The organism is Streptomyces sp. AHA2 (genome assembly GCF_036857595.1).
Taxonomy (GTDB): Bacteria; Actinomycetota; Actinomycetes; order Streptomycetales; family Streptomycetaceae; genus Streptomyces.
The window spans coordinates 48,659-60,584 of record NZ_JAUQWJ010000007.1; the positions used below are offsets into that span (position 1 = coordinate 48,659).

The 11,926-nt window shown below is 71.8% G+C and carries 9 protein-coding genes; 5 read left to right on the forward strand and 4 right to left on the reverse strand.

The window, feature by feature from the left end; translation table 11 throughout:
- Nucleotides 1-71: 71 nt before the first annotated feature.
- The 4 genes from Q5694_RS16435 to Q5694_RS16450 all read left to right on the forward strand — a co-directional run bounded on the left by Q5694_RS16435 (nucleotide 72) and on the right by Q5694_RS16450 (nucleotide 5,051).
- Nucleotides 72-3,398 (forward strand): sensor histidine kinase, encoded by a 3,327-nt coding sequence (locus tag Q5694_RS16435; protein ID WP_333933767.1) that lies wholly within the window; start codon nucleotides 72-74, stop codon nucleotides 3,396-3,398.
- 10 nt (nucleotides 3,399-3,408) lie between these two features.
- Nucleotides 3,409-3,822: a roadblock/LC7 domain-containing protein gene (locus Q5694_RS16440; protein ID WP_004983065.1), complete on the forward strand. Its 414-nt coding sequence runs from the start codon at nucleotides 3,409-3,411 to the stop codon at nucleotides 3,820-3,822.
- A gap of 94 nt (nucleotides 3,823-3,916) precedes the next feature.
- Nucleotides 3,917-4,489, forward strand: a complete 573-nt coding sequence (locus Q5694_RS16445) for a DUF742 domain-containing protein (RefSeq protein WP_333933780.1) — start codon at nucleotides 3,917-3,919, stop codon at nucleotides 4,487-4,489.
- Nucleotides 4,470-5,051: a GTP-binding protein gene (locus Q5694_RS16450; protein WP_014675207.1), complete on the forward strand. Its 582-nt coding sequence runs from the start codon at nucleotides 4,470-4,472 to the stop codon at nucleotides 5,049-5,051. Before Q5694_RS16445 ends, Q5694_RS16450 begins: the two co-directional genes overlap by 20 nt.
- Before the next feature lie 148 nt (nucleotides 5,052-5,199).
- On the opposite strand, the gene Q5694_RS16455 is transcribed toward Q5694_RS16450, so the two are convergent.
- From Q5694_RS16455 to Q5694_RS16470, 4 genes are all read right to left on the reverse strand, one after another.
- A complete protein-coding gene (locus Q5694_RS16455; protein WP_333933783.1) occupies nucleotides 5,200-5,394 on the reverse strand; it encodes an acyl-CoA carboxylase epsilon subunit in 195 nt (64 codons plus the stop codon).
- Between the two features lie 35 nt (nucleotides 5,395-5,429).
- On the reverse strand, nucleotides 5,430-7,013 hold the full coding sequence (locus Q5694_RS16460) for an acyl-CoA carboxylase subunit beta (RefSeq protein ID WP_333933784.1): 1,584 nt from the start codon (nucleotides 7,011-7,013) through the stop codon (nucleotides 5,430-5,432).
- Nucleotides 7,014-7,167: 154 nt separating this feature from the next.
- The gene (locus tag Q5694_RS16465) at nucleotides 7,168-9,537 is read right to left on the reverse strand and encodes a polysaccharide lyase 8 family protein (protein ID WP_333933785.1); all 2,370 of its coding nucleotides are present in this window, start codon (nucleotides 9,535-9,537) and stop codon (nucleotides 7,168-7,170) included.
- A 406-nt stretch (nucleotides 9,538-9,943) separates the two neighbouring features.
- On the reverse strand, nucleotides 9,944-10,783 hold the full coding sequence (locus tag Q5694_RS16470) for an SDR family NAD(P)-dependent oxidoreductase (RefSeq protein ID WP_333933786.1): 840 nt from the start codon (nucleotides 10,781-10,783) through the stop codon (nucleotides 9,944-9,946).
- A gap of 366 nt (nucleotides 10,784-11,149) precedes the next feature.
- On the opposite strand from Q5694_RS16470, the gene Q5694_RS16475 reads away from it, so the two are divergent.
- Nucleotides 11,150-11,755, forward strand: a complete 606-nt coding sequence (locus tag Q5694_RS16475) for a YceI family protein (protein ID WP_333933787.1) — start codon at nucleotides 11,150-11,152, stop codon at nucleotides 11,753-11,755.
- Nucleotides 11,756-11,926 lie beyond the last annotated feature (171 nt).

Here is an 11,926-nt window from a genome sequence, read left to right on the forward strand (position 1 = left end):
TAGATGGTGCGTGGGGCTCTGAGAAACTGCGGCACAACGTTGGTGCCGACCGCCGAGAGGTTGTTGGTCGAGTGAGGCGAAGCAAGAACAGTCCCGAGCCGTCGGCCCGGGGCAACTTCACCCCGCCGCCGCGGACAGCGGCGCCCGCCCCCGTGCCCGGTTCGGAGCCGACGGCAGCGCCCTCCCGCAGCGGCGGCCGCCTCTCCCCGCGCAACTGGCGCGTGGCGACCCGGCTGAACGCGATCCTGCTCATCCCGGTGCTGGTCGGCCTCGTCATGGGCGGCTTCCAGGTGAAGGGCTCGATCGACACCTGGCAGGAGGCCGAGGACGCGGAGAACACCGCGCGTCTGGTGCGGGCCTCGCTGCTGTACGCCAACGCCCTCTACAACGAGCGCGACATCACCGCCGCCCCCCTGCTGCAGGGCAAGGGCCAGGACGACAAGACGGTGGTCGACGCCCGCAAGCTCACCGACAAGGCCGCCGACGAGTTCGACGCCGCGGCGCGGAACATGCCCTCCAAGCCCGGCCTGGTGCGCCGGCTGGACCTGTTCCACGAGGTGGAGCCGAAGCTGGCCACCCTGCGCCAGGCCGCGTACACCTCCAAGCTCAAGGGCGTGCAGACGGAGGAGGGCTACGTCGAGATCGCCCACCCCCTGACGGAGTTCGCCAACGAACTGGGCCTGGGCACCGGCAACATCACCAGTTACGGCCGGACCGTGTACGCCATGGAGCTGACCAAGGCGGCCCTGTCGCTGCAGCGCTCCATCGGCATGCACATCCTGATCAAGCCCGGCCCGGACGACGGCAACCTGGCCAGTCAGCGCATCGCCCTGTCCTCGTACGCCTACCTCGAGCGCATCGCCATCGGCGAGTACATCGGCGGCGGCACCGAGCAGGACGCGGCCAAACTCAAGACGGCCGAGGCGGACATCAAGGCCGAGGGCGCCGCCATGGCCCGCGAGGCCAAGGCCGAGAACCCGGACTACGTCGCCCCGCCGTCCAAGCCCGAGACGATGGTCGCGGCCGTCGCCACGCTGCCGAGCACCGACCCGAGCGCCCGCGCCGCCCTCGCCACGAAGGGCATCACCGCCGAGAACTGGTGGGCGGTCAACACGCTCAAGTTCAACGCGTACGAGAAGATCGAGGCGGACCTGGCCGACAAGGCCGTGAGCGAGGCCTCGGACATCGCCGCCGACGCCCAGCGCGACGCCTACATCACCGGTGCCGCCGTCGTCGTCGCCCTGCTCCTCGCCTTCATCCTGGCCGGCGCGGTCGCCCGCCAGATGAGCCGCTCGATGCGCCAGCTGCGCAACGCCGCCTTCGGCATCGCCGAGCAGCGTCTGCCGATGCTGGTCGACCAGCTCTCGCGCACCGACCCCGGCCGGGTCGACACCCGCGTCCAGGCCATCCCGATCACCACCACCGACGAGATCGGCGAGGTCGCCCGCGCCTTCGACCAGGTCCACCGCGAGGCCGTCCGGCTCGCCGCCGAGCAGGCCCTGCTGCGGGGCAACATCAACGCGATCTTCACCAACCTCTCGCGCCGCAACCAGTCGCTGATCGAGGGCCAGCTGACCCTGATCACCGACCTGGAGAACAACGAGGCCGACCCGGACCAGCTGGAGAACCTCTTCAAGCTGGACCACCTCGCGACCCGTATGCGCCGCAACGGCGAGAACCTCCTCGTCCTGGCCGGCGAGGAACCCGGCCGCCGCTGGGACCAGCCGGTGCCGCTGGTCGACGTGTTGCGCGCCGCCTCCTCCGAGGTGGAGCAGTACGAGCGCATCGAGCTGTCGGGCGTGCCGGAGGCCGAGATCCACGGCCGGGCCGTGACCGACCTCGTGCACCTGCTCGCCGAGCTGCTGGAGAACGCCACCACGTTCTCCTCCCCGCAGACCAAGGTCCGCGTCACCGCGACCCGGCTGCCCGACGGCCGCGTGATGATCGAGATCCACGACAAGGGCATCGGCCTGACCGCCGAGGACTTCGCGGACATCAACCACAAGCTGGCCAATCCGCCGACCGTGGACGCCGCGATCTCCCAGCGCATGGGCCTGTTCGTGGTCGGCCGGCTGTCCGACCGGCACGGCATCCGCGTCCAGCTGCGCCCCTCGGGCGAGCAGGCCGGCACCACCTCGCTGGTCATGCTTCCCGACGCGATCACCCACGGCGGTGGCGGCGAGCAGCACGTGGACCGCGACGAGTTCACCGTCTCGCAGATCATCCCGGAGCAGAACTTCGGCGGCGGCGGCGAGAACTTCCACCAGCAGCCGATGCGCACGGCCGCGGAGCTCGGCTTCGACGACAGCCGCTACTCCGACGTCCCCGACGACATACGGGAGCTGGACCCCGTCGGCCGCTCCCTGATGCGCGAGGAGCGCCGGGCGGCCCTGGAGGCCCAGTCGCACCAGCCGCCCGCCCTGCCCGGCCAGGGCTCCCAGGAGCCCGCCGAGACGTACGAGGAGTACAACGGGCAGCAGGGCTACGACACCGGCCAGGGCTACGACACCGGCCGGCACGGCTACCCCGAGCAGCAGCAGCCCTCGTACGACCGCCAGGCGCCGTACGAGGAACAGCAGCAGGGGACGTACGAGGACCGGCAGCAGGGTTCGTACGAGCAGCAGCAGGCGGCCTACGACGAGCAGCAGCGCTCCGCGTACGACGACCAGTACTACGCGCCGGGCGGCGGGCTGCCGCAGAACGACACCTTCTCGCCCGGCGGCGGCTACCCGGAGCCCTCCTATGCGGAGCCGGCCCAGGAGGAGTCCCCGGCACAGGGCGCGGGCGTGCCCGAGAGCTTCCCGGCCTTCGAGCAGCGGCGTCACCAGGACGACTGGCCGCAGCAGCAGGAGGGTTACCGCAACGGCTACCCGAACCAGTACCCTTCTCAGGCCCCGGAAACGGAATCTGCGCAGGCCGCTGACGCGAGTGAGCGGGACCGCGTAGGCTTCGACCGTCCGGGACAGGCCCCCTCCGCCGCCCACGCGCTGACCGACGCCGGCCTTCCCCGCCGCGGAGCCACCGCCGGCGGAGCGAACGGCACGGGTGGCGCACGGCACGCGAGCCAGGAGCCGCCGGCCTCCTCCGGGGAGAGCAACGGCGACGGCGACTGGCGCTCGGCCAACGACGAGCGGTGGCAGCAGGCCTCGCAGCTCCGGAAGCCCAAGGCGGGCGGGGTCACCTCCTCCGGCCTGCCGCGGCGGGTGCCCAAGGCCAACCTGATCGAGGGCGCCGCCGAGAGCACCCCCCAGGGAGGCCCACAGGTCTCCCGCGCCCCGGAGGACGTCCGGGGCAGGCTGAGCAACCTGCGTCGGGGCGTCCAGCGCGGACGCAGCGCAGGCAGTGAAACGAACGGCCAGGGCTTCGGTCCTGACAGCACCTACAACCAGGAGCGTTAGTGTGAGCCCGATGAGCCAGGCGGCACAGAACCTGAACTGGTTGATCACCAACTTCGTGGACAACACCCCGGGGGTGTCCCACACGGTGGTGGTCTCCGCCGACGGACTCCTTCTGGCGATGTCCGAAGGCTTCCCCCGCGACCGCGCCGACCAGCTCGCGGCCGTCGCCTCCGGTCTGACGTCTCTGACGGCAGGCGCCTCCCGGATCTTCGAGGGCGGCAGCGTGAACCAGACGGTCGTGGAGATGGAGCGGGGATTCCTGTTCATCATGTCCATCTCCGACGGCTCGTCGCTCGCGGTGCTCGCCCATCCCGAGGCGGACATCGGCCTCATCGGGTACGAGATGGCTCTGCTGGTCGACCGAGCCGGTACGGTCCTGACACCGGACCTTCGGGCGGAGCTCCAGGGGAGCCTGCTCAACTAACAGACGAACGGTGCGTTTTGGCGTCCCTTGGCCGTAAGGTCATGGGACGCGGCTCCACAGCGTTGGACGCCGGGCACAGTCGGAGGAGGAGAAAGTGGCAACACCCCCAGGTTCGTCGGGCAACTGGTCGTACGGCCCTGCCCAGGGTCAGGGCGACGGTGGCCAGAACCCGAACCATTACAACTTCCCCTCCGCGCCCAGCCACCGGCAGCCGTACGCACCGCAGGGCCCCGGCCCGTCGCCGTACGACCAGCCGCACGCCCCGCGCATCCAGCCCGTGCAGCCGCAGCGCCGCGCCCCCGAGCCGGCGCCCGCCGGGTCGTCGAACAACCCGCTGGTGCGTCCGTACGCCATGACCGGTGGCCGGACCCGCCCGCGTTACCAGCTCGCCATCGAGGCGCTGGTGCACACCACTGCGCAGCCGCACCAGATGCAGGGCCAGTTGCCCGAGCATCAGCGGATCTGCAACCTCTGCCGGGAGATCAAGTCGGTCGCCGAGATCTCGGCGCTCCTCACGATCCCTCTCGGCGTGGCCAGGATCCTCGTCGCCGACTTGGCGGAGGCGGGACTGGTCGCCATCCATCAGCCCGGCGGCGACGAGAACGCCGGCGGCCAGCCAGACGTGACACTGCTCGAAAGGGTGCTCAGTGGACTTCGCAAGCTCTAGCGGAGGGCCTTCCCGCTCCACCACCTCCGCGAAGATCGTGGTGGCTGGCGGCTTCGGCGTGGGCAAGACCACGTTCGTCGGCGCCGTCTCGGAGATCAATCCGCTGCGCACAGAGGCCGTGATGACGTCCGCTTCGGCGGGCATCGACGACCTGACCCACACCGGGGACAAGACCACCACCACGGTGGCCATGGACTTCGGCCGTATCACCCTGGACCAGGACCTGATCCTGTACCTGTTCGGTACGCCGGGCCAGGACCGCTTCTGGTTCATGTGGGACGACCTGGTGCGCGGCGCCATCGGCGCGATCGTGCTGGTCGACACGCGGAGGCTCGCCGACTGCTTCCCCGCCGTCGACTACTTCGAGAACAGCGGCCTGCCGTTCGTCATCGCGCTCAACGGCTTCGACGGCCAGCAGCCCTACACCCCGGACGAGGTCCGGGAAGCGCTGCAGATCGGTCCCGACACCCCGATCATCACGACGGACGCGCGGCATCGGGCCGATGCGAAGTCTGCGTTGATCACGCTGGTGGAGCATGCCCTGATGGCGCGTCTGCGCTGATACGGACGTGGGACAGCCCCCGGCGGCCGGTGTGCTGCCGGGGGCTGTCGCGTTGCCGGGTGCGGTTCGGTGGGGGCTCGTCGCGCAGTTCCCCGCGGCCCCGAAAAAAGCAGGCCCCTCTGTGAGGGGCCTGCTTTCTCGTTCTGTGCTAGCGCCAGCTGTGCGGGGCGCGGAAGCCGGGTTCGCGTTCCAGGCGGCGCCAGCCGGCCTTCACGCGGCCCCGGTGGGCGGGGGCCGGGTCCGTGGGGCGGGCGGCTGCGCGGGCCAGGAGGAGGGCCGTGATGGCGGCGACCTCCTCGGGCTCGGCGTGGCCCTTCTCGACGCGGATGTCAGGAGTGTCCATGGGTGTCAGTCTCCGTGGCTGAGATGTCCGCCGGGTTACTGCGGCGGGTTGCCGTGCTTGCGCGACGGCAGATCGGCGTGCTTGGTCTGGAGCATCGCGAGGGACCTGACGAGCACCTCGCGGGTTTCCGCGGGGTCGATGACGTCGTCGACCAGGCCGCGTTCGGCCGCGTAGTAGGGGTGCATCAGCTCGGACTTGTACTCCTTGACCATGCGGGCCCGCATGGCCTCGGGGTCCTCCGCCTCCGCGATCTGGCGCCGGAAGATGACGTTGGCCGCGCCCTCGGCGCCCATGACCGCGATCTCGTTCGTCGGCCAGGCGTAGGTGAGGTCGGCACCGATGGACTGGCTGTCCATGACGATGTACGCACCTCCGTAGGCCTTGCGCAGGATCAGGGAGATCCTCGGCACGGTCGCGTTGCAGTAGGCGTAGAGGAGCTTCGCGCCGTGGCGGATGATGCCACCGTGCTCCTGGTCGACGCCGGGCAGGAAGCCGGGGACGTCCAGAAGGGTGATGATCGGGATGTTGAAGGCGTCACACATCTGGACGAAGCGGGCCGCCTTCTCGGAGGCCTCGATGTCCAGGACGCCCGCCAGCACCTGCGGCTGGTTGGCGATGATGCCGACGACCTGGCCGTCCATCCGGCCCAGGGCGCAGATGATGTTGCGGGCCCAGCGCTCGTGGACCTCGAGGTACTCGCCGTCGTCGACGATCTCCTCGATGACCTTGGTCATGTCGTAGGGCCGGTTGCCGTCCGCGGGGACGAGGTCCAGCAGGACGTCCGAGCGGCGGTCGACCGGGTCGGAGGACTCGGCGCGGGGCGGGTTCTCGCGGTTGTTCTGCGGGAGCAGTGACAGCAGGTAGCGGACCTCGGCGATGCAGGTCTCTTCGTCGTCGTAGGCGAAGTGGCAGACGCCGGAGGTCTCGGCGTGCACGTCGGCGCCGCCCAGGCCGTTCTGGGTGATCTCCTCGCCGGTGACCGCCTTGACGACGTCGGGGCCGGTGATGAACATCTGCGAGGTGTCGCGGACCATGAACACGAAGTCGGTCAGGGCGGGGCTGTAGGCCGCGCCGCCCGCGCACGGGCCGAGCATCACGCTGATCTGCGGGATGACGCCCGAGGCCTTGGTGTTGCGCTGGAAGATGCCGCCGTAGCCGGCAAGGGCCGAGACGCCCTCCTGGATGCGGGCGCCCGCGCCGTCGTTCAGCGACACCAGCGGGGCCCCGGCCGCGATGGCCATGTCCATGATCTTGTGGATCTTCGTGGCGTGGGCCTCGCCCAGCGCACCGCCGAAGATGCGGAAGTCGTGGGCGTAGACGAAGACCGTGCGGCCCTCCACCGTGCCCCAGCCGGTGATCACACCGTCGGTGTAGGGCTTCTTGGTGTCCAGCCCGAAGCCCGTCGCCCGGTGCCGGCGCAGCTGCTCGACCTCGCGGAAGGAGTCCGGGTCCAGGAGAAGTTCGATGCGCTCGCGCGCGGTCAGCTTGCCCTTGGCGTGCTGCGCCTCGGTCGCCTTCTCGCTCGGTCCGGCCACCGCCTGCGCACGGATCTCGTGCAGTTCGGCCACGCGTCCGCGCGCGTCGGTCGGCTCACCCGGCGCCTCATCCAAAACGGTCATGTAGCGACCTTACGAAGCCGACCGAGGAATGGGGGCCGTCGACTCCTCACAGTCTCCGGCGTGTTTTCCTGGTACCCCTGAACAGAACCATGGCCGGGTGCAGCCCTTCTCACTGCTCAGGGGGCTCGCGGCTTGTAGGGGTCGTACAAAGTCGTCAGCCGAGAGACACCTCACAGACGTGGGTGGCACATGCCTCCCCCGGGGTGACGCGCACGCGCAGACGGGTGCCCGTGGCCAGGACGCGGACGGTGGCGTCGGCGCGGAGCACCCGGCGCACCGGGCGGTCCCAGACGATCTCCAGGGGCTCGCCCGTGCGGGGCGGCTCGCTCACGCAGAGCGTAGCGGTACGGTCCCGGCGGACGGTCAGCACGCTCGCGCCCGCGGAGGCGGTGAGCGGGCCCGCCGTGCCGGCCTGCCAGAAGTTCGCCGCGGTGAGGCCCAGCGAGGGCACCGCGACGGCCTGGCGCCGGGCGTCGTTGGCGAGGACCGACAGCCAGGGGCGGTCGGCGGCCCGGCGGGCGACGGCTCGGCGGGACGCCCCGGGCATCAGCAGGTAGGCGTACGTGGCGTCGTGCGGGTCGATGCCGTGGTCGAGCCAGAGGGTCTGCCAGCGGCGGGTGCGGCGCTCGGCCGTGCCGCCGGTGTTGATGTCGGACCAGGCACCGGTGCGGTCCTCACGCAGTGCGTGTGCCTCGCCGTCGAGGAGCACCCAGCCGCCGTGCCGCTCCAGGTGGGCCCAGCGCGGGCCCCGGGTGAAGCGCTGGGTGCCGGACTGCCCCAGGTTGCGGTTGTCCACGATCGTCTCCACGGGGACGCCGTCGGCGCAGCTGATTCCGGCGCCCAGGCAGATCACCGCGTCGTGGGCGAAGAACCAGGACTTGCGGGCCCGCAGTGTGGAGCCGAGACCCCGCAGGTCCTGGCCGAGGGCCGCGTACCGGCCGTCGGTGGTGCCGCCGACCCAGCGGGCGGCGGGGCGGGCGGTGCCCCACTCGCCGCCCTCCCGGTCCGCGAGCCGCTTGGTGGAGACGGTGGTGCCGGGCAGGCGGTACCAGTCGACGGTCGGCCAGTACCAGTCGGTGTACTGGTCGCTCGCCCCGGCCCACCAGGCGGTCATGCCGGAACCGGTGTGCCAGCCGCGCGGGTTCTCGCCGTTGCCGCACTCGTAGTGGGCGATGCGGTCGCTGGCCATGGCGACGTTCACGGTGAAGCCAGGACCGCGGTGGACGGCGCGGTCCATGGCGGCGAAGAGGCGGTGGCCGGGGGGTTCGGGTGCCGCCGGGACGGGTGAGGCGGCGATCGCGTGCAGCCGGGTGAGGTCGGCGACGCCGTACTGGGGGGCCGTCAGGATCGGGGCCACGGTGTTCCGTTCGATCCAGCCCTTGACGCGGGCGTGCCAGCGGTCGCGTTCCGCGGGGCTCGCGACGGCCGCGAGGAGGGCGATGGCCGCGATGAGCTGCTGGCCGTGGTAGTGGTCGCTGCGCATGATGCGGCGGTCGTCGGCGGCGAGGCAGCCGCGGCTGATGGCACGGCCGTTGACGCTGTCCATGACGAGTCCGTCGTGGACGAGCGGCGCGAAGGCCCGTTCGACGCTGTCGAGGACGATCTGCCGGTTCGGGTCGGTGACCTCCCAGTCGGACCCGGCGAGCAGGGCGAACAGGCGGCCCAGGCCGTCGAGCAGGACCTGGCCGTAGGTGCCCGAGTAGGCGACCCAGGTGTGCTGGACGAAGGAGCCGTCGGCGTGGAGCCCGTCGCCCCGGGTGACATGAGGGAAGACCGGGGAAAGTGCGTCGCGGGCCAGGGCGATCTTGGCCGGGGTTCGGCCGAGGACGCCGCGCAGTGCGACGGAGCGGCACAGGTCGACGCGGTTGGCGCCGGTGGAGGTACCGGTGTAGTCGCCGAGCGCGGAGTCGGGGACGAAGTGGTCGACGGCCGCGCAGGCGGCCCGTACGCGGGTGTCGCCCAGCCGGTCGTGGAGGGCGGCCGTGATGTCCATGAGCAGGCGGGGGCTTCCGATCTGCCACTCCCACCAGTTGCCGTAGGGGGCGGTGGCGGGGTGGTAGACGGTGGCGGAGAGGTGGTCGAGGCCGCGCAGGACACCGGCGAGCAGGTCCGGATCGCCGGTCGAGCCGGTGCCCGGTTGGAGCCACGCCTGCGTCATGGTCCACAGGCGGCCGTAGCCGAGGGTGATGCCGGCCGGCGGGTCGAAGGGGTGGCCGGGCCAGAGGGAGTCGGCGGCCGGGGACATGGTGCGGCTCAGCTCCCGGGCGAGGGCACCGGTCCGGGCGAGCCGGGACGCGTACGGCTCTGCGGCCGGGTCGTATCCGCTGCCCAGGGAGAGGTCGAGCCAGCGGCGGCGCAGGGTGTCGTAGGGATCGCCGGCACCGTCCCGGAGGGAGGCGGCGCCGGCGGGAGCGGGCAGCGCGCCGCCGGCCGCCGCGAGGGCGGCGGCCGTCAGCAGCAGGGTCCGACGGGTGGGCCGGGGCGGGGGGCCACCCCCAGGCAGGGCGCGGCGCTGGGCAGTCATGCCCATGCCCTACCACGCACGGACGCCCATCCTGAACGCCGGAACCAGCCGGATCGCCCACACGAGGGACAGTGAGACAGCTTCGAGGAGGGCTCCCCCTCGGACTGACTCCCCTGCGGGGCCGGACCGGGCCCCGACGCCGAGGGCGGCCGCGGCCGCCGGGCAACCCGCAGGGACAAGGGCTCACCTCCGGACGCCCCCGCGGCCACACTGGGCCCCGGCATCGGCGGGGAACCCGGGCCGTCGAGGTGCCCCGCAGGGCAGGACTTCCTTAGGGCGTCCCCCGCGTGGCCGGACCCGGCCCCGACGCCGGGTGAGGGCTGGGTGGCGGCCCGCAGGTGAGCCGGTGAGCCGGTGAGCCCGGCGACGGTCACCGTCCGGGCGGTACGGTCCGGGGTCCTTCCGGTCAGTCCGGGCGACTCGTCAGCCGGCGGAACAGGCTCGGCGCCAGGTCGCGCACGCGGTCCGGCAGACTCGCCCGGGCGGGCGCACCGGCCTCGTCGCGGTCCTGGGAGACGGCCTCCCAGATCCGGGCGGCCACGTGGCTCGGCGACAGACGGCCGGTGCGATCGCCCTCGCGCGCGGGGAAGCCCGCCCCCACCGGGCCGGGCTCGACGAGTGTCACGCCCACGCCCGTGCCGCGCAGTTCGCGGCGCAGCGCCTCGGCGAAGGCGGCGAGGCCGGCCCTGGCGGCGGAGTGCACCGCCTCCTGCGGAACCCCGGCGCGGCCCGCCGCCGCACCGAGCAGCACCACCCGGCCGCGCCCGGCGGTGATCATGGACGGCAGCACCTCGCGCACGAGGTGCAGCGTGGCGTTGAGGTCCAGGGTGAGCACCCGGTCGATGTCGGTGTGGGGCATGGCGGCGAAGGGCCCGGTCCAGCCGAGTCCCGCCCCGGCGACCAGGGCGTCGATGCGGCCGGTCGTGTGCAGGGCGGACCTGGCCAGCAGGCGGGGCCCGTCCGGTGCCGCGAGGTCGGCCGGGAGCACGACGGCCGACGTGCCGGACGCCGTCCGCTCCAGGCCGTGCCGGTCGCGTCCGCTGAGCAGCAGGTGCCAGCCGTCCATGGCGAAGCGCCGCGCCGTGGCCGCCCCGATGCCCGAGGAGGCCCCGGTGACCAGGGCCACGCGCCGGTCGAGTCCGCGTGCCGGGCCGTAGGCCCCGGGCCGGGCCGGGGCGGGGGTCACGGTGCGTATGGCTGGGTCCGTCCTGGGGTCGTGGGCCGAGCCGGAGCCGGTGAGTGTCACGAGTCGCTCTCCCCTGCGCTGTGCGTCCGCCGTGGTCTCGTTCGTCGGGTCTCCATGGGGTCCCCTGCAACGGAACCCCGTCTTCCGGGACGCCGCCACCGCACGCCGCCCCGGTCCCGCGCCCCTCCGGCGGGCCTCCGCGGCCCCGTCCCCGGGCGGGGCGCGGTCCGTGGCGTCTCCACCGGAATCCGCCGGCACCCGGGGGGCGGGCCGGTCGATGCCGCCATCCGGGTGGACGGACGGCACCGGATCCGGACGGGGCGGAAAACACGCCCACCAAGGATGTTGAATGTTGAACGGAATAGGTCTACGGTGGGTCGCGTTGAGGTAGTTCAACGTTCAACAGAAGCCCAGGAGGCGTACGCCATGAGCATCTTCAGCCGCAACACCACCACCGCCACCGCGACCACCGCTGCTGCCGTGAACCCCGAGCTGGCCGCCCTGACCGGCGACTACACGATCGACCCGGCGCACTCCACGATCGGCTTCACGGCCCGGCACGCCATGGTCACCAACGTCAAGGGCAGCTTCAAGGACTTCACCGGCACGCTCCACCTGGACGGCAGCGATCCCTCGCGTTCCACGGCCACCCTCGACGTCGTGATGGACAGCATCGACACGGGCAACGCGGACCGCGACGGCCACCTCAAGAGCGCCGACTTCTTCAAGGCCGACGAGTTCCCGGCCATGACGTTCCGCTCCACCGAGGCGGAAGCGCTCGGCGGTGACGACTACCGCATCACCGGCGACCTGACGATTCTCGGCACGACCCGGCCGCTGACGATCGACCTCGAGTTCAACGGCGTCGCGAAGGACCCGTTCGGCAACGAGCGCGCCGGCTTCGAGGGCAAGGCGGAAATCCTGCGCTCCGAGTGGGGCCTGACCTGGAACGCCGCACTCGAGACCGGCGGCGTCCTGGTGTCCGACAAGATCAAGCTCAACTTCGACATCTCGGCCATCAGGAACGCGTGAGCCCGCGCGATCGGCCCGGCGGCACACCGCCGGGCCGGTCTGGCCGGAACCCGCCCCTTGTGGAAGGACCGTCGGCGTTCTCATAATCCAGCAGCAGAATTTTGACCAGTCCATGCCAGTCCATGGACGTTCTTTTTGCCCATGCTGCTGTCATGCACTCGTCAATCTGAT

Coding starts and splice junctions, on each gene's coding strand:
- Q5694_RS16440 (WP_004983065.1), top strand. CDS start 3,409: ATGAGCCAGGCGGCACAGAACCTGAACTGGTTGATCACCAACTTCGTG.
- Q5694_RS16455 (WP_333933783.1), bottom strand. CDS start 5,394: ATGGACACTCCTGACATCCGCGTCGAGAAGGGCCACGCCGAGCCCGAG.
- Q5694_RS16460 (WP_333933784.1), bottom strand. CDS start 7,013: ATGACCGTTTTGGATGAGGCGCCGGGTGAGCCGACCGACGCGCGCGGA.
- Q5694_RS16465 (WP_333933785.1), bottom strand. CDS start 9,537: ATGACTGCCCAGCGCCGCGCCCTGCCTGGGGGTGGCCCCCCGCCCCGG.
- Q5694_RS16475 (WP_333933787.1), top strand. CDS start 11,150: ATGAGCATCTTCAGCCGCAACACCACCACCGCCACCGCGACCACCGCT.